At 70.6% G+C, this 20,625-nt stretch carries 16 protein-coding genes; 8 read left to right on the top strand and 8 right to left on the bottom strand.

From position 1 onward, the window contains the following. The first annotated feature begins 68 nt into the window (after nt 1–68). The 4 genes from ACFV6V_RS03540 to ACFV6V_RS03525 are packed head-to-tail and all read left to right on the top strand — an operon-like array spanning nt 69 to nt 4,757. Nucleotides 69–962: an NTP transferase domain-containing protein gene (locus ACFV6V_RS03540; RefSeq protein WP_385558477.1), complete on the top strand. Its 894-nt coding sequence runs from the start codon at nt 69–71 to the stop codon at nt 960–962. Beyond that, nucleotides 962–2,653 (top strand): molybdopterin molybdotransferase MoeA, encoded by a 1,692-nt coding sequence (locus tag ACFV6V_RS03535; RefSeq protein ID WP_385558474.1) that lies wholly within the window; start codon nt 962–964, stop codon nt 2,651–2,653. Before ACFV6V_RS03540 ends, ACFV6V_RS03535 begins: the two co-directional genes overlap by 1 nt. A gap of 20 nt (nt 2,654–2,673) precedes the next feature. Further along, the gene (locus ACFV6V_RS03530) at nt 2,674–3,729 is read left to right on the top strand and encodes a potassium channel family protein (RefSeq protein ID WP_385558872.1); all 1,056 of its coding nucleotides are present in this window, start codon (nt 2,674–2,676) and stop codon (nt 3,727–3,729) included. Nucleotides 3,730–3,761: 32 nt separating this feature from the next. Next, nucleotides 3,762–4,757 carry an NAD(P)H-quinone oxidoreductase gene (locus tag ACFV6V_RS03525; RefSeq protein ID WP_385558471.1) on the top strand — a complete coding sequence of 332 codons (996 nt, stop codon included), beginning with the start codon at nt 3,762–3,764 and terminating at the stop codon, nt 4,755–4,757. Between the two features lie 215 nt (nt 4,758–4,972). On the opposite strand, the gene ACFV6V_RS03520 is transcribed toward ACFV6V_RS03525, so the two are convergent. The 6 genes from ACFV6V_RS03520 to ACFV6V_RS03495 form a co-directional block, all read right to left on the bottom strand. Then, nucleotides 4,973–5,512 (bottom strand): bacterial proteasome activator family protein, encoded by a 540-nt coding sequence (locus ACFV6V_RS03520; RefSeq protein WP_361284156.1) that lies wholly within the window; start codon nt 5,510–5,512, stop codon nt 4,973–4,975. 102 nt (nt 5,513–5,614) lie between these two features. Continuing rightward, complete coding sequence (locus ACFV6V_RS03515) at nt 5,615–8,458, bottom strand: FtsX-like permease family protein (RefSeq protein ID WP_385558468.1); 2,844 nt, start codon at nt 8,456–8,458, stop codon at nt 5,615–5,617. Then, nucleotides 8,455–9,228: an ABC transporter ATP-binding protein gene (locus ACFV6V_RS03510; protein ID WP_385558465.1), complete on the bottom strand. Its 774-nt coding sequence runs from the start codon at nt 9,226–9,228 to the stop codon at nt 8,455–8,457. The genes ACFV6V_RS03515 and ACFV6V_RS03510 overlap by 4 nt, the downstream gene beginning before the upstream one ends. A 142-nt stretch (nt 9,229–9,370) precedes the next feature. Beyond that, nucleotides 9,371–10,003 carry a PadR family transcriptional regulator gene (locus ACFV6V_RS03505; RefSeq protein WP_385558462.1) on the bottom strand — a complete coding sequence of 211 codons (633 nt, stop codon included), beginning with the start codon at nt 10,001–10,003 and terminating at the stop codon, nt 9,371–9,373. Between the two features lie 131 nt (nt 10,004–10,134). Next, the gene (locus tag ACFV6V_RS03500; protein ID WP_385558459.1) at nt 10,135–10,707 is read right to left on the bottom strand and encodes a hypothetical protein; all 573 of its coding nucleotides are present in this window, start codon (nt 10,705–10,707) and stop codon (nt 10,135–10,137) included. Between the two features lie 198 nt (nt 10,708–10,905). After that, nucleotides 10,906–12,633, bottom strand: a complete 1,728-nt coding sequence (locus ACFV6V_RS03495) for a protein kinase (RefSeq protein WP_385558456.1) — start codon at nt 12,631–12,633, stop codon at nt 10,906–10,908. Between the two features lie 370 nt (nt 12,634–13,003). Here ACFV6V_RS03495 and ACFV6V_RS03490 point away from each other — a divergent pair, with 370 nt between their 5' ends. Further along, nucleotides 13,004–14,683: a protein kinase gene (locus ACFV6V_RS03490; RefSeq protein WP_385558452.1), complete on the top strand. Its 1,680-nt coding sequence runs from the start codon at nt 13,004–13,006 to the stop codon at nt 14,681–14,683. An 82-nt stretch (nt 14,684–14,765) separates the two neighbouring features. Here the strand turns inward: ACFV6V_RS03490 and ACFV6V_RS03485 are convergent, their stop codons facing one another. Both ACFV6V_RS03485 and ACFV6V_RS03480 read right to left on the bottom strand, forming a co-directional pair. Continuing rightward, nucleotides 14,766–15,782 (bottom strand): phosphotransferase, encoded by a 1,017-nt coding sequence (locus tag ACFV6V_RS03485; protein ID WP_385558449.1) that lies wholly within the window; start codon nt 15,780–15,782, stop codon nt 14,766–14,768. 124 nt (nt 15,783–15,906) lie between these two features. Beyond that, the gene (locus ACFV6V_RS03480; RefSeq protein ID WP_385558446.1) at nt 15,907–16,566 is read right to left on the bottom strand and encodes a response regulator; all 660 of its coding nucleotides are present in this window, start codon (nt 16,564–16,566) and stop codon (nt 15,907–15,909) included. A 346-nt stretch (nt 16,567–16,912) separates the two neighbouring features. Between ACFV6V_RS03480 and pdhA the strand changes: the two genes are divergently transcribed. Genes pdhA through ACFV6V_RS03465 form a run of 3 tightly spaced genes read left to right on the top strand, consistent with a single transcriptional unit; the run spans nt 16,913 to nt 20,609 of the window. Continuing rightward, nucleotides 16,913–18,175, top strand: a complete 1,263-nt coding sequence (gene pdhA, locus ACFV6V_RS03475) for a pyruvate dehydrogenase (acetyl-transferring) E1 component subunit alpha (protein ID WP_361284129.1) — start codon at nt 16,913–16,915, stop codon at nt 18,173–18,175. A gap of 3 nt (nt 18,176–18,178) precedes the next feature. Next, nucleotides 18,179–19,159: an alpha-ketoacid dehydrogenase subunit beta gene (locus ACFV6V_RS03470; RefSeq protein ID WP_385558443.1), complete on the top strand. Its 981-nt coding sequence runs from the start codon at nt 18,179–18,181 to the stop codon at nt 19,157–19,159. 10 nt (nt 19,160–19,169) lie between these two features. After that, nucleotides 19,170–20,609 (top strand): dihydrolipoamide acetyltransferase family protein, encoded by a 1,440-nt coding sequence (locus tag ACFV6V_RS03465; RefSeq protein ID WP_385558440.1) that lies wholly within the window; start codon nt 19,170–19,172, stop codon nt 20,607–20,609. The last annotated feature ends 16 nt before the right edge of the window (nt 20,610–20,625 follow it).

Genomic DNA, 20,625 nt, shown 5'->3' with positions numbered 1-20,625 from the left:
GGGGTGCGGCGGCCCCCGGGCGGGCCCCGCCTTCGCCGGCCGGGGTGGTCGCGGCTCATACTGCTGGGGTGACTGGCCATGAGGCGGGTACCACGGGGCCCGGCTATGACGCGATCGTGCTCGCCGGAGGCGCCGCCGAGCGGCTCGGCGGCGCGGACAAGCCCGGGCTGAGCATCGGCGGTCGGGCACTGCTCGACCGTGTGCTCACCGCCTGCCGTGGCGCCGGGCGGACCGTGGTCGTCGGCGGTCGCCGGGCCACGGTCCGGCCGGTGCGATGGGTCCGGGAGACCCCACCGGGCGGGGGTCCGCTCGCCGCGCTGGACGCCGGGGTACGACAGACCAGCGCGGGCACCGTGATGGTGCTGGCCGCCGATCTGCCGTTCATCGGTGATGCGACCGTACGCCGGCTCGTCGAAGCCCTGGACCGCAGCGGGCGGGAGGCGGCGCTGCTCACCGATGGCGAGGGCCGTGACCAGCCGCTGGTCGCGGCCTACCGGACCGAGCCGCTGCGCCGCGAACTCGCGCTCATCGCCACGGAGCACGGTCGACTCGCCGGGTTGCCGCTGCGGCTGCTCACTCACGAGCTGGACCTGGTGCGGATCTCCGCGGGGCCCCTGGACTCCTTCGACTGCGACACCTGGGGAGACATCGCGACGGCCCGGGCTCGTATCAGAGAGCATGGGCACGTGCTTGATGAATGGATCACCGCGGTCAAGGCCGAACTAGGCATCGAACTCGATGTCGACACCGGCGTCCTGCTCGATCTCGCACGGGACGCCGCGCACGGCGTGGCCCGGCCCGCTGCCCCGCTCACCACGTTCCTGGTTGGTTACGCGGCAGCGAAGTCCGGTGGTGCGGGCCCCGAGGCCGTGGCAGAGGCGGCCAGAAAGGCCGCGGCCCTCGCGGAGCGATGGGCTGCCGAAGCCAGCGGTGCCGGTGAGAAGGGCGAGGCTGGTAGCTGATGACCGCACGGGATCACGCACTCGACGCTCCGGGCGCCGCACGGCAGGGGGCAACCGTGTCCGGTAGGGGCGCCCTCGTGGGACTCCTGCTCGCGGCTCATGAGGCCGGTAGCGCTGGTGAGGCCACTGAGGCTCGCGAGACCATTGAGACGCGCAAAGCGGGTGTGGTTGCTGAGTCGGACGCGACTGCGGAAGACGTCTCGTCCGGCACTACCGCCCGCGCCGAGGCCGACGAGGCCGATGACAGCGACGAGCGGAACGAGCGGAACGAGCGGAACGAGGTCGGCGGGGTCGACGCGGATGACGCGGATGACGACGGCGTCGAGGACGCACTCGCACTGGTGCGGGGGCACGGCACCGGGCAAGGACGTTCGTCCGGCTCGCGGCACCTGGCGGTGACCTGGCACGAGGCCCGCTCCCGCGCCGCGCGGGCGGGGCGGCGCGCCCGCCTCGGAGCCCGTCAGGTGCCCCTTGCCCAGGCTCTGGGCCAGGTGCTCGCCGAACCGCTCACAGCTCTCAGCGATCTGCCGTCCTTCGACACCTCCGCCATGGACGGCTGGGCCGTCTCCGGGCCCGGTCCCTGGAAGACGGGTTCCCTGGACACGGATGCCCGCGCGGGCGAGGAACCCGGCATCCTCGCCGGACACGGCGGGCCCGGGGCACTCGGCGACGGCAGGGCGGTGCGGATCGCCACCGGAGCCCGGGTCCCCGACGGGGCCACCGCGGTGATCCGCAGTGAGCACGCCCGAACCGACACCGGCGGGAATCTGCACGCCCGTAGCCAGGTGACCCATGGTCAGGACATCAGACCGCGGGGCCAGGAGTGCCGCTCCGGTGATGAACTCCTGCCTGAAGGCGTGACGGTGACCCCCGCCGTGCTCGGGCTCGCGGCGGCTGCCGGTTACGACCGGCTGCTCACCGTGCGCCCGCCCCGGGTCCAGGTGCTGGTCCTCGGGGATGAGCTGCTGTCCGAGGGGCTGCCCCATGACGGTCTGATCCGCGATGCCCTGGGACCGATGATCGGCCCCTGGCTGCGGGCGCTGGGCGCGGAGACCCTCGGCACGCTCCGGGTCCGTGACGATGCCGATGCCCTGTACCAGGCCGTGATGGCATCGGAGGCCGACCTCCTGGTCACCACGGGCGGGACGGCCGGGGGACCCGTGGACCATGTCCACCCTGTGCTGCGCAGGGCGCGGGCGGAGCTGCTGGTCGACGGTGTCGCCGTGCGCCCCGGTCATCCGATGCTGCTGGCGCGGCTCGCGGCAGGTCGGTATCTGGTGGGCCTGCCCGGGAACCCGCTGGCCGCCGTGTCCGGTCTGGTCACGCTCGCCGAACCGCTGCTGCGTGAGATGTCGGGGCAGGAGGTATCCCTGGGAGGCGCCACTCCGGGACGCTCGTTCGCGACTCTGGGGGCCGAGGCACAGGGACATCCGGAGGACACACGGCTGGCGCCGGTGGTGCGGCGGGGCGGCCGGCTCGTACCGCTGCGCTACAACGGTCCGGCCATGCTGCGGGGGATCGCCGCCGCGCACGGACTCGCTGTCGTACCGCCCGGTGGGGCGAAAGCCGGCGACGAGCTGGAGCTCCTGGAAATTCCCTGGTCGCCTGTCTATGCGCCGTCCACGCCGTCCACGACAACCACCCAGTCGACGACAACCACGCCGCCGCCGACTGAGGGGCGTTTCACGTGAAACTTCCCGGCCAGGACCAGATGGCCCGGCACGCGGATGAACAGCTGGTCACGACGCGGGTCAGGATGCCCCACAGAGTGGTCGAGCACCCGTTGCGGCAGGTGGGCAGGCGTCTGCTGCTCGCGTTGATAGTGCTGGGGCTGACGGTGCTGGTCGTCTGGCTCGACCGGGGCGGCTATCACGACAACGCCGATGAGCAGGTCACCTTCCTCGACTGCGTCTACTACGCCACCGTCACCCTCTCCACCACCGGTTACGGCGACATCGTCCCGTACAGCAACAGCGCACGGCTGGTGAACGTGCTGGTGGTGACGCCACTGCGCGTGCTTTTTCTGATCATCCTGGTCGGCACCACGCTTGAGGTCCTCACCGAGCGGACCCGGGACGAATGGCGGCTGAATCGCTGGAGGCGTACCTTGCGTGACCACACCGTCGTCATCGGCTTCGGAACGAAGGGGCGTTCGGCCATTCAGACCCTGTGCGCGACGGGTCTGAAGAAGGAGCAGGTGGTCGTGATCGACCCGAGTTCCAAGGTCATCGAGGCCGCCAACCTGGACGGATTCGTCGGGGTCGTGGGTGATGCCACCCGCAGTGATGTGCTCCAGCGAGGTGAGGTCCACAAGGCGCGCCAAGTCGTCATCTCCACCCAACGGGACGACACCGCTGTGCTGGTCGCCCTGACCGCGCGGCAGCTGAACCGCGGGGCGAGGATCGTCGCGACGGTCCGCGAGGAGGAGAACGCACCCCTGCTGCGTCAGTCCGGGGCGGATGTGGTGATCACCAGTGCCAGTGCGGCGGGTCGGCTGCTCGGGCTCTCCGTGCTGAGCCCCAGTGCGGGCAGGGTGATGGAGGATCTGATCCAGCAGGGCAGCGGACTCGATGTCGGTGAGCGGCCGGTGACCAAGAGCGAGGTGGGCAAGGGGGTCCGGGAGACGGACGATCTGGTGATCAGCGTGCTGCGCGGGCATCGATTGCTCGGCTACGACGATCCCCAGGCCAGCCCCTTGCAGTTGACGGACCGTCTGATCACGATCGCCCGGGTATCGGATGCTCGCGCGCTGGGCGCCAAGGAGTAGGGGGCGGGGTTCCCCGGAGTAGCCTCGCGATCATGCATGCGATCACGATTCCCGAACCAGGTGGTCCCGAGGCTCTGGTCTGGGCAGAGGTGCCCGATCCCGAGCCGGGCGAGGGCGAGGTCCTCGTCGACGTTGCCGCGAGCGCAGTCAACCGCGCGGACCTGCTGCAGCGGCAGGGCTTCTACGACCCGCCTCCGGGGGTGTCCCCGTATCCCGGACTGGAGTGCTCGGGGCGGATCGCCGCACTCGGACCCGGTGTCTCCGGCTGGACCGTCGGCGACGAGGTGTGCGCGCTGCTGTCCGGTGGCGGCTACGCGGAGAAGGTGACCGTACCGATCGGCCAACTGCTGCCGGTGCCCGAAGGCGTGGACCTGATCACGGCGGCGGCGCTGCCCGAAGTGGCCTGCACAGTGTGGTCGAACGTCTTCATGATGGCCCATCTGCGGCCGGGTGAGACCCTGCTGGTGCACGGCGGGGCCAGCGGAATCGGCACCATGGCGATCCAGCTCGCGAAGGCGGTGGGCGCGAAGGTGGCCGTGACCGCGGGGGGCAAGGAGAAGCTGCGCCGCTGCGCGGAGCTGGGCGCGGACATCCTGATCGACTACCGCGAGCAGGACTTCGTGGAGGAGATCAGGGCCGCGACCGCGGGCGCCGGTGCGGATGTCATCCTCGACATCATCGGCGCCAAGTACCTGGACCGGAATGTGCGGGCGCTGGCCGTGAACGGGCGGCTCGCGGTGATCGGTCTCCAGGGCGGCGTGAAGGGTGAGTTGAACCTCGGGGCCCTGCTGGGCAAGCGTGCCGCCGTGATGGCGACCTCGCTGCGTGGGCGTCCGATGCACGAGAAGACGACGATCGTGGCGGCGGTACGGGAGCATGTCTGGCCGCTGCTGGCGGGCGGCACCGTACGCGCCGTGGTGGACCGCACCCTGCCGATGCCCGAGGCCTCCGAGGCGCACCGCGCGCTGGAGGAGAGCACCCATGTGGGCAAGGTGGTGCTGTTGGCGCCGAGCGCCCAAAAGAGCTGACCAGGCCTGACCAGGGCCGAACAAGGCCGGCCAACGCTCACCGGCCTGACCCTGCCGGATCAGGTCTGACCATGCCGGAACAGGGCTGAACGGGACGGCCCGGGACGGAAATGACCGACGGCCGGGCTCTGCTGCGAAACAGAGCCCGGCCGTCAGTCACATCCGATGCAGTACGCCGCAGCCGCAGACGCGAACACGGTCAGGGAGTCAGGGAGTCAGAGATACGGGCCGGAGCGGATCGCGCCGTGCGACGAGTCGTCATCGTCCGTGGGAGCACCGGGCGGAAGCGCGCGGCGCATCTGTTCGAGCTGGGCACGGGCCGCCATCTGCTGGGCGAACAGCGCCGTCTGGATACCGTGGAAGAGCCCCTCCAGCCAGCCGACCAACTGAGCCTGCGCGATGCGCAGTTCCGCTTCCGACGGCACCGCGTCATCGGTGAACGGCAGGGAGAGACGCTCGAGTTCTGCGACCAGTTCAGGAGCCAGCCCGTCTTCGAGCTCCTTGACGGAGCCCCGGTGGATCTCCTTGAGCCTGACGCGGCTTGCCTCGTCGAGAGGAGCCGCCCTTACCTCTTCCAGTAGTTGCTTGATCATGCTGCCGATGCGCATGACCTTCGCCGGCTGTTCGACCATGTCCGTCACGGGGACCTCGCGCGACTCGTCGTCAGCTTGACCGCCACCGAGCGACATCCCGTCCTGCCCCACGATGAGGACATGAGGTGTCTCCGGCGACCGTTCATTCCTCGGCATCTCCATGCCGCCCATTCTCTCGCACAACTGCCTCATCAGACGGTGTGCCCCCGTAGGAGGGTGATCCACCCTCCTACGGGGGCACACGTGCCTACCGCAGGTTGTCCGTCAGGTCGCCTCCCGCCTGGCCACAGCTCCCCGGGAGCGTGTGACCAGGGCGGCGAGAACGGCCGCGCCGACCGGCACCGCGATCAGCAGCGCCGCGAGGGTGGCCCACGGCACGACGATCGGCACGTCCGGCAGGTCCTGGACCCGGCCCCAGCCCTCGTCCAGTGCCTGCTGGTACCAGCGTTCCGCCTCGCGGCGTTCGCTCAGCCGCAGTCCGACGGCGGGCAGCACACCCGCCGCAGTGCCCAGCACCACGCCCATCGCCGCGACCACACCGCACTGGAAACCGCTGAGGGTGCGACGCACCCTGGGCGGAGCGCCCACGGCGGCGAGGGTCTTCAGATCCGCTTCCGCGTCCGCCTGTGCGAGCCCGGTGGCGATACCCGCGGCGCCGATGGTGATCAGCCCGGCGAAGACGGTCAGCGCCAGCAGCACGATGCTCTGCTCGCTGACAAAGCCTTCCTCGATATGCAGGCTGACCTCGGCTCCCGTCTTGTCGAGCTCGGCGTCGAGCTTCTGCCTCTGCTCGGTGCTCGGCGCACGGTCGGTCGTGTAGTACGCGCCGTACGGCACGGTCATCAGCCCGGCGGACTTGGCCGCGGACGGCGGGATGAGTACCGAGACGCCGTAGGACTTGGTGCCCGCGGGCATCTGGTAGGCGGGGAACGGCGTGATCGTGCCCTCGGCTTCCTTGCTCGCAGCCTGGGCCTTGTCGTCCTCGGCCTCGGTGACCAGCCGGATGCCGACCTTGTTGCCCTTGGCGGTGTCGATATTGCGCTTGTCGAACGAGACGGCCTTGCCTTCCGCGAGGGCCTTCGCGGCTGCCGGATCGTTGATACCGAGGACCTTGAGCAGCTTCTCGTCGCCGATGTACGCCTCGTAGCCGCTGTCGTCCTTGCAGCGCCAGTCCTTGGCGAGCTCCCTGCGCTGGGCCTTGCTGAACCGCGCTGCGGGGTCGTCGACGCCTGGCACGTTGGCCCACAGGGGGCACTCGTTCGCCTTGGGTATGACGATCTCGTGGCGTCCGCAGCCGGAGGCGTCGGAGTACCTCGTGCACTGCTTCTTGCCCACGGTGATCCGGTCCACATCGGCCCGCTCCTCGACCGGCAGGTACTTCTGGGCGGCCTCGCGTGCCTGGGCGACGTCCCGGCCACCCGGCTCGTCCACGAGGAGGCTGACCGCCCCTGCGGGCAGCTGGGCCACATAGGCGGCCTCGTTCTGGGCCTCCCTGCTCGCCTGGTACGTGGTGACGGCGACCGTCCCCGCGACGGCAGCCAGCACCGCGGCCACGGCGGGCGCCGTGCGCCCCCGGTTGCGCACCGCGTCACGCAGCGCGAGCCGCGGGGACAGGGGCAGCCAGCGGCCGGTCCGACCGAAGAGGCCGACCAGTGCGGGGGTCATGGCCACGACGCCCAGCTCGGCGATGGCGCTTCCGCCCGCGACGATGATCGGCTGATCGCTGAGGAGCGAGCCGTACAGGGCGAGCCCGGCGCCCAGGAGCACGGCCGCCAGACCGATCAGCGGGAGGACCCGGCTGCTGCGGCGGATGCCGCGCCGTCCGGTGAGCGAGGCGAGTACGGTCTGCCGGGACGCGGTGACGGCAGGGACGATCGCGGCGAGCAGACCGGTGAGCACGGCGAGCAGGGCGATGCCGAGGAGCTCCAGCGGCCGGATGTCGAAGCTGCCGAAGCGGGCGCCGATGTAGCCCTCGAGCAGCGGGCGCAGGGCGTAGGTGAGCGCCAGGCCCAGCAGAGTGCCCACGACGGCGGCGGCGACGCCGATCACCAGACCGCCCGAGAGGACGATGGCCCGGATATGGCGGCGATCACCGCCGTTGGCACCGACCAGTCCGAGCTGCCGGCGCGAGCGCCGGGCGCCCACGGCGAAGGCGGGACCGGCCAGCAGGCAGATCTCCAGAATCGCGAGACCGACGACGGTGGCGGCCGCGGCCAGGGCGGCGGCCTTGGCCGCGGGGCTTGCCTCGTAGTTGTTCCACTTGCCCGTCTGGTACAGCGGGACATCCGAGGAGGCGGGCGGGTCGAGCTGTACGGAGCGCGAGATGACCACGACGCCCTTGGCATTGGCCTGCTTGACCATGTTCCACGTGAAACCACCCGAAACGCCCACCAGATAGCTGGTGTCCTTGTTGACCCCGGGCAGGTCGTCCGCGAGCAGCGCCTTGTCGAGCGGGTCGAGCAGTGCCCCGGGCAGCGCGATGACCTGGTCGCTCTCCAGCGCTCCGGGCAGCTCGTACGAGCCGGTGATCGTGTACTCGCGGTCGAAACCGCGCGCCGTGATCTTGGAGCCGACGCTCAGACCGCTCGACTCCAGGAAATGCGTGGTCGCGGCGACTTCCCCGGCTCCCTGCGGGAAGCGGCCGCTCAGCAGGGTCATCAGCCCGGCGGCCAGCGGATCAGCGGCCTTCAGCTCACGGACCTCGGTGTGCAGCAGACCGTGCGTGGTGCGCAGCTTGGCGGAACCGGTCGAGTCCTTCAGGGACCGCACCCCTGCGGGGATGGCCTTCTTCAGGTCGGTGGCGCCCTCGGGATAGGGCTTGTCGCCGTAGTCCTCGACGGGTTCGTGGTTGGTGCCGTCGGGGGACTGGTAGATGGGCGCGCCGGCCATGCCGGTGCCGGAGAGCCGGGCGTCGGCGGCACCGATCGAGCGTTCGAGGCTCTGCTCCGTGGAGAGCTCGGCGCTGCGCAGGGTCAGATCGGCGGCACTGACCCCGATGATGGGCAGCGCGATCATGGCGAGGACGAGGAAGCTGCGTCCCTTGGAACGCAGGGCGTCGCGCCGTGCGATGCGTATCGCCGCACGCCAGGAGTGGTACAAGTGCTTCACCGCTCGGCCGCCTGCTCGCTCAGCAGGGAGGCCGCGTCGCTGCGCACGGTCTGGTCGACCACGGCACCGTCGCGCAGGAAGACCACCCGGTCCGCCCACGCCGCGAAGCGCGGCTCATGGGTGACGAGGATGCCCGCCGCGCCCGCGTCGCAGCGGGTGCGGAGCAGCGCGAGCACGGACTCACCCGTCTCGGAGTCCAGGGCGCCGGTGGGCTCGTCGGCGAGCACGAGCCGGCGCTCGCCGACGAGGGCGCGGGCGATCGCGACCCGCTGCTGCTGGCCGCCGGACATCTCGTCGGGGAAGCGGTCGGCCAGGTGGGCCAGCCCCATCTCCTCGAGCGCGGCGAGTGCCTCGGTGCGGGCCTTGCGGGCGGAGACGCCGTCGAGCTCGCGGGGCAGGGAGATGTTCTCGGCGGCGGTCAGCGCCGGGATGAGGTTGTAGTCCTGGAAGACGTAGCCGATGCTACGGCGGCGCAGGGCCGCCAGGGTCTTGCGGTCGGCGGTGGTGATGTCCGTGTTCTCCACGATCACATGGCCGGATGTCGGGGAGTCCAGACCACCGGCGATGGTGAGCAGGGTGGACTTGCCCGAGCCTGACGGGCCCATGACGGCGACGAGTTCACCCGGGTAGACGTCGAGGTCGATACCGCGCAGGGCGTGTACCTCGGTGGCGCCGCTGCCGTGGACGCGGGTGAGCTGGCGGAGCTGGAGCACAGGGTGCCGGGACCCCTGTTGCTGTGGCTGCTGTTGCTGGTGTGACTGACTGGACATCGGTGGTCCCCCTTTTGGGCGTACGCAGGGGCATACGCGGGTGAGCGGATGTGCTGAGCGAATGTGCTGCGCGGGACGTGCCGGGGATGACAGGTGCCGCATGGGACGTACGGGATGCAGTGGGCTGGGACGGCGCCCGAGGTCAGCCGCGCCGCCGCCCCAGGCGGCCCTGGGCGCGTGCGGCTACGGGAGCGGGAGTGGGAGCAGAGGCGGGTGGGGGTGCCTGCTCCGGGGGTGGCGACGCCGTCGAGAGCCGGATGAGCCGGGCCTCGCAGTGATCGAGCCAGCGTGCCTCGGCCTCGGTCTGGAAGATGAGCTGTTCCAGCACGAGCAGCCAGGCGATGTCGGCCCGGTCGGTGGGTTCGGTCTCCAGTGCCTGCGCCTTGAGGCGCGTGTAGTCCTGCATGGCCTTCACGGTGTGGCGGCGCTGGGACTGGATGACCTCACGGATGTCGACCGTCGAGGTGCCGACGGCCATGGCGAGCTTGATGGACAGCTCGTCCCTGGCCGGACTGCTGCGGTCGACGGGACGTTCGTACCAGGACCGCAGCTCGGCCCGTCCGGTGTCGGAGATGGCGTAGAGCACATGCCCCGCCTCGTCCTCCCCGTCCTGTACGACCATCCCGTCGCGCTCCAGCCGCCCCAGGGTCGTATAGACCTGGCCCACGTTGAGCGGCCAGGTGGCACCCGTACGGGACTCGAACTCGGTGCGGAGCTGGGAGCCGTAGCGGGGGCCCCGGTCGAGGAGGGCCAGCAGCCCGTGGCGGATCGACATACTCAGTATGTATACCGAGTATGTCGTCGCCGACAACCGACCTGAGGGGGATACGACGGGTAGGTCCTACGGGGGACGGTGGTCCCTGCGAAGGGCTCCCCTGCCCCGCCGTCCGCTCCGCGGCGCCTGGCTCAGTGCCGCCGCAGGCGCAGCGCTATGTAGCCCAGACCCAGTCCCATCAGTGCGAACCCGGTGCCGAGTGACAGCGAGGGGATACGTCGCTCTCGCGCCGGAGGGCCGGCGTGGGGCTCGGCCTCACCGACGGCCGCGGCAGGTGTGGATGTGACGGGAGTCACGGGCGCGGCAGGCAGGCGGGAAGCAGCAGAAGGGATGGGCGTGGCAGGAGTGGCCGGTGTGAGGGGAGCGAAGGGGGCGGGGCGCTTCACGGATGGCGATATCGGTGGTGCCACCGGGGCGAAGGGTGCCGAAGGGGGCTGTGGCGATGGCGGTATGGACGCCGTGTGCGCCGGTGGCGAGGCGCGCCGCCCGGGCCGCTGCCGCCCCTCGCCCGCCTCACGGCCCGCCAGTGAGGGCGGGGGTGTGGGCTTGGGTGCGAGTGTGGGCAGATGGAAGAGCGGGGCGCGGTGAGCCGTGTGCGTGTCGCGTTCACCGGCATACGCCGTGGCCGGCAGGGCCAGCACCAGGGCGGCGAGGGCAGCGGCGGCCGGAGCGCGGTGCGTGCGGAGCCGGGGCTCTGGAGCCATCGCATGGCCCCCTCTCGTGCCGTGTCGCTATATCGGACTCAGCGTCACATAAGAGAGCAATGCGGGCATCTCAGGCGTCCTGAGTGGGTGAAATCGCACGAAATGAGGTGGAGGAGGGAATCAGGTAGAGGCAAACGAAAGAGCCCGCAGCGGTGTCCGGTCACACGCGACGGGCTCCAAACGCTCGAAGGCCGGGAGCTACTCCGGGTTGCCCGTCGAGACTTCCAGGGTGAACTTGGCATCGCTCTCGGAGATCTCCGTGCCGGCCGGAGGGTACTGCGTCAGGATCGTGCCCTCGCCGTACACGTTCTCGTCCGTCGGCGACTCCTTGGTGATCTCCCAGCCGGCGGCCTGGATGCAGTCCTTGACCGAGGTGATGTTCTTCCACTTGAAGTCGGGGGTCTGGAACTTCTCGGGATCATTGCCCTCTTGCGGAGAGGTGCACTTCTCCTTGTCGATGGTCCTGCTCAGGTCGGGACCCTTGTGATCGGCCACCGTCGAGCTCGTCGGCTTGCCGTCCGTGCCGCCCGAGCCCTGGTCGTCGTCGCCCCCCATGTTGATGACGGCGAGCAGGCCGCCGATCGCCAGCAGGGCGACCGCGATCGAGCCCACGATCACCGGGGTGTTCCGACGGCCGCCGCCACTGCTCCGGCCACCCGTGCCGGTGGTGGTGTTGTACGGGGACGGGGGCGGGGTCTGCGGTGCGTACGCCGGTGCGGGTGCCGCAGTCTGCTGCGGGTAGCCGTACGACTGCGCGGGCGCCGGTGTGTGCCCGTGCGACGGCGACGCCACCGGATGCGTGTAGGGCCCGGGCGCCGGAACGGTCCCCGGGGCCTGCTGCGGATGATGGGGCCCGAGCGGGGTCGGCGGCATGTAAGGCTGCTGCACATGCTGCATGCCCGGCGCGGCCGGGCCCGCGTGCGACTGGTCCAGCGGCGGGAAGACCGCCGAGCCGACGCCCGACCCGCTGTTGGCCGGACCGCCCGCGATGATCACCGGCGCGCCGGTCTGCCCCGCGGACGCCACCCGCATGCACTCGTCCCGCATCGCGGCGGCGCTGGGAAAGCGCTCGTTGGGGTTCTTCTTCAGCGCGCGGGCCACCAGCGCGTCCATCGCCTGGGTCAGCGACCGGTTGATGGAGGACGGGGCGACCGGCTCCTCCTGGACGTGCGCGTAGGCGATCGCCAGCGGGGAGTCGGCGTCGAACGGCAGCCGACCCGTCAGCAGCTGGAAGAGCATGATGCCGACGGAGTACAGATCGCTGCGGGCGTCCACTCCGCGCCCGAGTGCCTGCTCCGGCGACAGATACTGCGGGGTGCCGACGACCATGCCGGTCTGTGTCATCGACGTGACACCCGACTGCATGGCCCGGGCGATGCCGAAGTCCATGACCTTGACCACACCGCGCTTGGTCAGCATCACGTTGCCGGGCTTGATGTCCCGGTGCACCAGACCGACCTCGTGGCTGGTCTCCAGCGCCGCCAGCACATCGGAGGTCACCTTGAGCGCCCTGTCCGCGGGCATCGCCCCGTGCTGCCGGATGTCCGCCTGGAGGGCCGAGCCGAGCGGCTGCCCCTCGACGTACTCCATCACCATGTACGGCATCACTCCGCCGTCGCCCTGGGCGGGGTCGGCGAACACCACGGCGTCCTCGCCGGTGTCGAAGACCGACACGATGTTGGTGTGCGACAACTTGGCGACGGCCTGGGCCTCCCGGCGGAAGCGCTCACGGAAGGACTGCTCACGGCCGAGTTCGGTGTGCAGGGTCTTGATGGCGACCTGACGGTCGAGCGCGCTGTCGTACGCGAGATAGACGGACGCCATTCCGCCTTCGCCGAGCAGATCGCGAAGCTGGTACCTGCCGCCGGCCAGCGAACCGCCCGCGTAGCGGCCTCGCGTCCCGTCCGCCCCGTCGTGGCTGCTCATCCTGTGCTTCCCCCTAAGCGCCCCGGGCGGCGGTGGTCCGTTTGCGGCGGTGATCCGTATGACGGGCCAAGTCTGCCGCAGGGGACGTACACGTCAAGCCGGGTGCCCGTTCCGTGACCGTACGCACAAGAAGCGCCGGGCGAGTGTTACAGGAAACTCACGAAATCCCATGAATGGATGCCCGGGGATTCTCGTATCCGCACAGCGGGAGGGTCGATGCCGGGGTTCCGGACGACCTGACGACCAGCCGATCCCGGACCGGGGCGGCTCCCGGAACCTGTAGCGTGACGGGGCAGAGTACTGAGCACTATAAGGAAGACCATCGCGCGCGCCGACGCGCGAGGCGGCACGGAAACGACGGCGAGGACTGATGGCACCCGAACCCGAAGCAAGCAGCGGCGGAGTCTCGGATGCCGCTGTAGGCGGGCTCGTCGGCGATGGCCGCTACCGGCTCACCGGCCGTCTCGGCAGAGGCGGCATGGCCGAGGTGTTCTCGGCCGAGGACGTACGGCTCGGGCGCACCGTCGCCGTCAAGCTGCTCCGCGCCGACCTTGCCGAGGACCCGGTCTCCAAGGCCCGCTTCACACGCGAGGCGCAGTCCGTCGCCGGGCTCAACCACCATGCCATCGTGGCCGTGTACGACTCCGGCGAGGATGTCGTGGGCGGCCAGTCCGTGCCGTACATCGTCATGGAGCTGGTCGAGGGCCGCACGATCCGGGACCTGCTCGTCAACGCGGAGGCGCCGCCGCCCGAGCAGGCGCTGATCATCGTGTCCGGGGTCCTCGAGGCGCTGGCGTACTCGCACCAGCACGGCATCGTGCACCGGGACATCAAGCCCGCCAACGTGATCATCACCCACAGCGGTGCGGTCAAGGTGATGGACTTCGGCATCGCCCGCGCGCTGCACGGCGCGTCGACCACGATGACCCAGACCGGCATGGTCATGGGCACCCCGCAGTACCTCTCCCCCGAGCAGGCGCTCGGCAAGGCCGTCGACCACCGTTCCGACCTGTACGCCACCGGCTGCCTGCTCTACGAACTGCTCGCGCTGCGCCCGCCGTTCACCGGTGAGACCCCGCTCTCCGTGGTCTACCAGCATGTCCAGGACATGCCGGTGCCGCCGTCCGAGGTCTCGGACGTGGCACCGCCCGAGCTGGACGGGCTGGCCATGCGGGCGCTCGCCAAGGATCCGGACGACCGGTTCCAGAGCGCCGAGGAGATGCGCGGTCTGGTGCAGTACGGGCTCCAGATGCTCCAGCAGTCGGGCAGCCACACCGGTACGTGGGACACCGGCCCGGTCGGGATGCACGAGGTCGGCTACACCCCGGCGATGGGGATGGCCGCGACGACCGTGATGGGGCACCCGAACTCCGGCGACACCCCGCAGGGTTCGCTCCTCCCGCCTCGCAATCCGGACGACGGCGGTTACAACGGCGGCTACGGAAGCGGCGGTTACGGCGGCGGCAAGGGCAAGTCCGGTGGCGGCGGGCGCGGCAAGGTGCTGATGTTCGTCGCGCTCGCGCTGGTCGCCATCACGGCGGGCGTGGCCTTCGCGCTGAACCGGGCGAACGACACCGCCAACGACCAGAAGCAGCCGACGCCTGTCACCAAGACCCCTGAGAAGAAGCAGGAGTCGAGCCCCGAGCCGGTGGATCCCGAGGAGGAAGAGCAGCAGCCCGAGGAGTCCAGCTCCGACAACGGCGGCAGCCAGGGCGGCGACTGGACGCCCGAGGACCCGAAGGAGCAGCACAGCCCGTCCACCGAGCAGTCCCCGAGCACGTCGACGGGTACCGACGCCGGTACGGACGCGGGCACGGACGCGGGTACGTCGACGGGCACCGACGCGGGCACGGACGCCGGTACCGACGCCGGTACCGATGCGGGCACGGACGCCGGTACGGACGCGGGCACGGACGCGGGTACGTCGACGGGTACGGACGCGGGCACGGATGCCGGTACGTCGACGGGTACCGATGCGGGCACGGATGCCGGTACGTCGACGGGTACCGATGCGGGCACGGACGCCGGTACGGACGCGGGCGCGGGCTGAGCGGGGGCCCGCAGGGGCAGCGCGGACCGGCGCGGGAGACCGACGCGGGCCCGCGGGAGCCCCTCCCGCCCGGACCCTCGGCTCACCCCGCGAAGGCCTCGCACACCGCCTCGTACTCCCTCGTCCACCACACCGCCAGGGCCGACACCGCCGGAAACTGCGGGTCGGCCCTGCGGTCGTGCAGCTGGTAGCGCCAGCGCAGTATCCAGAAGTCGTTGAGCCGCTCCCACCACACGCGGTGCACGGCCGCCGCCAGCTCCGCGCTGTCCGCGCCCGCCGCGCGCCGGTACGCCCGCGCATAGGCCCTCACCTTCGGCAGCTCCAGCACCCCTGACGGCCGTACGAAGAAGATCGCCGCTGCCCGTACGGCCTCTTCGGCCCGTGGCTGTACGCCCAGCCGGTCCCAGTCCACGATCGCCGCCGGCTCCCCGCCCCGGTAGAGCAGGTTCAGCGGATGGAAGTCCCCGTGCACCCAGCCGCTCGCCGAGCCGGCTGGTGGCCGGCGGTGTGCGTGGCGCTCCAGCAGGGCCCTTCGCTCCCGCAGCCGGTGCTCGGCGAGCAGGTCGAAGGTGTCCCGGGGGCTGTGGCTGCGGCTCAGCTCCAGCAGCTCGTCGATCAGCGCGAAGGTCTCGTCCGGGTCCGCGCTGTCATGCTCCCCGGGCTGTCCGTCGGCCTCCATGACCTGGTCGAGCCCGGTGTGCACCCGGCCGAGCAGGGCGCCGAGCCGCCGTGACTCGGCCGTGGTGAGCTGGGCGCCCACTCGGTGCCGCCCGTCCACCCAGGGGTGCAGGGCGTAGCAGCGCCCGCCGATCACGGCGACGGTGTCGCCCGCGGTGTCCTGGACGGGTGGGGCGACGGGGACGCCGAGGGACTGGAGCCGCTGGGTGGCGCGGTGCTGGCGCACGATGGTGGCCCGGTCGGCGGTGGGCGCGTCCAGGTGGTGCTTGAGGAAGTAGGCACCGCGGGTGGTGGCGAGCCGGTAGCCGCGGTTGAGGAGGCCCTGGGTGACGGGCTCGCAGGAGAGGGGCTCGCCGGGATTCTCGTACCGCCGCAGCAGTTCACCCAGCGGAGGTGGAGCAGTAGCAAATGAGCGCGGCACCCGCCAAATGATAGATCACTCAGCGTGTCGCGCGTGTCGCTCTTCGGGGATGCTCCGGACGGCTCGGGCCCGGGACAGGGCCGCCGCGTACGTGGTCCGGCTGCGGCCCGGGACGCGGCCCCTCTCAGTGTCGTTCCGCCTGCATCCGGGCCACGTACGCGGCGGCCTGCGAACGTCGCTCCATGCCCAGCTTGGCGAGCAGTCCCGAGACATAGTTCTTGATCGTCTTCTCGGCGAGGTGCAGCCGCTCGCCGATCGCCCGGTTGGTCAGACCCTCGCCGATCAGGTCCAGGATCCTGCGTTCCTGGTCGGTGAGATGGGTGAGTTTGTCGTCGGTGTGCGGACTGCCGCCGTCCCGCAGCCGCTCCAGCACACGTGCGGTGGCCACCGGGTCGAGCAACGACCTGCCCGCGGCCACGTCCTTCACGGCCGCCAGCAGCTCGCTGCCGCGGATCGCCTTGAGGACGTAACCGGAGGCCCCGGCCATGATCGCGTCGAAAAGTGCCTCGTCATCGGCGTACGAGGTGAGCATCAGGCACTTGATGTCCTCGTTCTGGGAGCGCACCTCGCGGCAGACCTCGACCCCGCTGCCATCCGGAAGGCGTACGTCCAGAACGGCCACATCCGGCCGTACGGCGGGAATTCTCACCAGGGCGTCAGCCGCCGTACCGGCCTCCCCGACGATCTCGATGCCGTCGTCCATCGAGAGCAATTCGTGCACGCCGCGACGGACGATCTCATGGTCGTCCAGCAGGAATACCGTGATTTTTCGCGATTCGGGCACAAAGTAAGTCTCACATATTGGCTCTTCCCGTGCCCGGGGTGCCCGGGATACCGTGCCCGTGTTCCGGCGGCCTGCATGGCCGTGACCAGTGCTCTGACCTGCTGCTGTTCCCTCGTTTCCCGATTTACTTGGATATCCAAGCAAAATCGCAGGTCAAATGGGGTTTCGCAGGAATGCGGTCCACTGGGTAACGTGCCTGTGACAGGGAGCACGCCGGGGCACCTGTCACGCCTGTTTCCCGACGGATACCCAACGGTGCACCCACCCCGTGCCCGGGTACGGGCACAGGTGAGCCGCACTGGTACCCGGCGGATCCCGGGGGCCGGACCGACGGAGGAGCACGCACGTGACCGTGGAGAGCACTGCCGCGAGCAAACCGCGCCGCAGCAGTAAGCGCGTCAGCGCCGGAGCCGAGAAGAGCGCCGATACGAGCGCGACCGCGGCCAAGGCCGCGACCAAGCGCACCGTGGCGAAGAAGAGCGCCGCCAAGCCGCAGCAGGCAGGGCAGCAGAGCGAGCAGGCCGGGCGCACCGAGCCCGAGCTCGTGCAGCTGCTGACGCCTGAGGGCGAGCGGGTGGCGCATCCGGACTACGACGTCGACCTGAGCCCCGAGGAATTCCGCGGGCTCTACCGCGACATGGTGCTCACCCGCCGCTTCGACTCTGAGGCGACGGCCCTTCAGCGCCAGGGCGAGCTGGGCCTGTGGGCCTCGCTGCTCGGCCAGGAGGCCGCGCAGATCGGCTCCGGCCGGGCCCTGCGCGACGACGACTACGTCTTCCCGACCTACCGCGAGCACGGCGTCGCCTGGTGCCGCGGGGTGGACCCGACGAACCTGCTCGGCATGTTCCGCGGCGTGAACCACGGTGGCTGGGACCCGAACAGCAACAACTTCCACCTGTACACGATCGTGATCGGCTCGCAGACGCTGCACGCGACCGGATACGCGATGGGTGTCGCCAAGGACGGCGCGGACTCCGCGGTCATCGCCTACTTCGGCGACGGCGCCTCCAGCCAGGGCGACGTGGCCGAGGCCTTCACCTTCTCGGCGGTCTACAACGCCCCGGTGGTGTTCTTCTGCCAGAACAACCAGTGGGCCATCTCCGAGCCCACCGAGCGCCAGACCCGCGTCCCCCTCTACCAGCGCGCCCGCGGCTTCGGCTTCCCCGGCGTCCGTGTGGACGGCAACGACGTGCTCGCCTGCCTGGCCGTGACCCGCTCCGCCCTGGAGCGCGCCCGGCGCGGGGAGGGCCCGACCCTGGTCGAGGCGTTCACGTACCGGATGGGTGCCCACACCACGTCCGACGACCCGACCCGCTACCGCCACGACGACGAGCGGGCGGCCTGGGAGGCCAAGGACCCGATCCTGCGGCTGCGCCGGTACCTGGAGGCCCAGGGTCACGCCGACGAGGCCTTCTTCACCGCGCTCGACGAGGAGAGCGACGTGCTGGCCAAGCGGGTGCGCGAGGCCGTGCGAGCGATGCCCGACCCGGACGACATGTCGATGTTCGACCATGTCTACGCGGACGGCCATGCGCTGGTCGACGAGGAGCGCGCCGGGTTCGCCGCGTACCAGGCGTCCTTCGCGGACGCCTCCCAGGAGGGCAAGTAAGCCATGACCGCAGAGAAGATGTCCCTCGCGAAGGCGCTCAACGAATCGCTGCGCAAGGCCCTCGACACCGACCCCAAGGTCCTCATCATGGGTGAGGACGTCGGCAAGCTCGGCGGGGTCTTCCGGATCACCGACGGGCTCCAGAAGGACTTCGGCGAGGAGCGGGTCATCGACACCCCGCTCGCCGAGTCCGGAATCGTCGGCACCGCGATCGGCCTCGCGCTGCGCGGCTACCGCCCGGTGGTCGAGATCCAGTTCGACGGCTTCGTCTTCCCGGCGTACGACCAGATCGTCACCCAGCTCGCCAAGATGCACGCCCGTGCGCTCGGCAAGATCAAGCTTCCGGTCGTCGTCCGCATCCCTTACGGCGGCGGCATCGGCGCGGTGGAGCACCACTCCGAATCCCCCGAGGCGCTGTTCGCGCACGTGCCGGGGCTCAAGGTGGTCTCCCCTTCGAATGCGTCCGACGGCTACTGGATGCTTCAGCAGGCCATCCAGAGCGATGACCCGGTGATCTTCTTCGAGCCCAAGCGGCGCTACTGGGACAAGGCCGAGGTCGACATCGAGGCCATCCCGGACCCGCTGCACGCGGCCCGGGTCGCCCGTACCGGCACCGGCGTCACCCTCGCGGCCTACGGCCCGATGGTGAAGGTCTGCCTGGAGGCCGCTGCGGCGGCCCAGGACGAGGGCAAGTCGGTGGAGGTCCTCGACCTGCGCTCGATGTCCCCGATCGACTTCGACGCCATCCAGCGGTCCGTCGAGAAGACGGGCAGGCTCGTGGTGGTCCACGAGGCCCCGGTGTTCTACGGCGCCGGTGCGGAGATCGCCGCCCGTATCACCGAGCGGTGCTTCTACCACCTGGAGGCGCCGGTGCTGCGCGTGGGCGGCTTCCACGCCCCGTATCCGCCGGCCCGGGTGGAGGAGGAGTACCTGCCGGGGCTCGACCGGGTGCTCGACGCCGTCGACCGCTCGCTGGCGTACTGAGGAGAAGGTCGTGACGACGATGACGGAAAACCCCGCGACTTCCGCACGCTTCCGTGAGTTCAAGATGCCCGACGTGGGCGAGGGACTCACCGAGGCCGAGATCCTCAAGTGGTACGTCCAGCCCGGCGACACCGTCACCGACGGCCAGGTCGTGTGCGAGGTCGAGACGGCGAAGGCGGCCGTGGAGCTGCCGATCCCGTACGACGGCGTGGTGCACGAGCTGCGCTTCGGCGAGGGCACCACGGTGGATGTGGGTACCGCGATCATCACGGTGGACGTGGCGCCGGGCTCCGGCCCGGTCGAGGAGCCGCCCCCGGCGGCGACCGAGCCGACGCTCGCCGCCGCCGAGCCCGCGGCCAAGGACGCGGACGACAAGCCGGCCGGCCGCCAGCCGGTGCTCGTCGGTTACGGCGTGGCCGAGTCCTCCACCAAGCGTCGCCCGCGCAAGGGCACGTCGGTGCCGGAGCAGAACCCGGCCGCGGCTGCCGTACAGGCCGAGCTCAACGGCCACGGTTCCGCTGCGTCCTCGGTGCCGACCGCGGCCCGCCCGCTGGCCAAGCCGCCGGTCCGCAAGCTGGCCAAGGACCTGGGCGTCGACCTCGCGACGGTTGTGCCCACCGGTCCTGACGGCATCATCACCCGCGAGGACGTCCACGCCGCGGTCGCGCCGGCGGCCCCGGCCGACATCCCCGTGCAGACCCCGGAGCCCGGGGTGGCGGTGGCCGCCGCGGCCCCGGTGGCGGCCGGTGCCCGGGAGACCCGTGTCCCCGTCAAGGGAGTACGGAAGGCCACCGCACAGGCGATGGTGGGCAGCGCTTTCACGGCACCGCATGTCACCGAGTTCGTGACGGTCGACGTCACGCGCACGATGCGGCTGGTCGAGGAGCTCAAGGCCGACAAGGACATGGCCGGGCTGCGGGTGAACCCGCTGCTGCTGGTGGCCAAGGCCCTGCTGGTCGCGATCAAGCGCAATCCGGAGGTCAACGCCTCGTGGGACGAGGTGAACCAGGAGATCGTGCTCAAGCACTATGTGAACCTGGGCATCGCCGCCGCCACCCCGCGCGGTCTGATCGTGCCGAACATCAAGGACGCGCACGACAAGACCCTGCCGCAACTTGCCGAGTCCCTCGGCGAGTTGGTCGGCACGGCCCGTGAGGGCAAGACCACGCCCGCCGCCATGCAGGGCGGCACGGTGACCATCACCAACGTCGGCGTGTTCGGCGTCGACACCGGTACGCCGATCCTCAACCCGGGTGAGTCCGCGATCCTCGCGGTGGGCGCCATCAAGCTCCAGCCCTGGGTCCACAAGGGCAAGGTCAAGCCGCGCCATGTCACCACGCTGGCGCTGTCGTTCGACCACCGGCTGGTGGACGGCGAGCTCGGCTCGAAGGTGCTGGCGGACATCGCCGCGGTCCTGGAGCAGCCGAAGCGGCTGATCACCTGGGCGTGACGAACGCCTGATGAAC

The sequence above is a fragment of the Streptomyces sp. NPDC059828 genome (genome assembly GCF_042731955.1).
Classification (GTDB): Bacteria; Actinomycetota; Actinomycetes; order Streptomycetales; family Streptomycetaceae; genus Streptomyces.
This window is presented reverse-complemented; position numbering and strand designations above follow the sequence as displayed.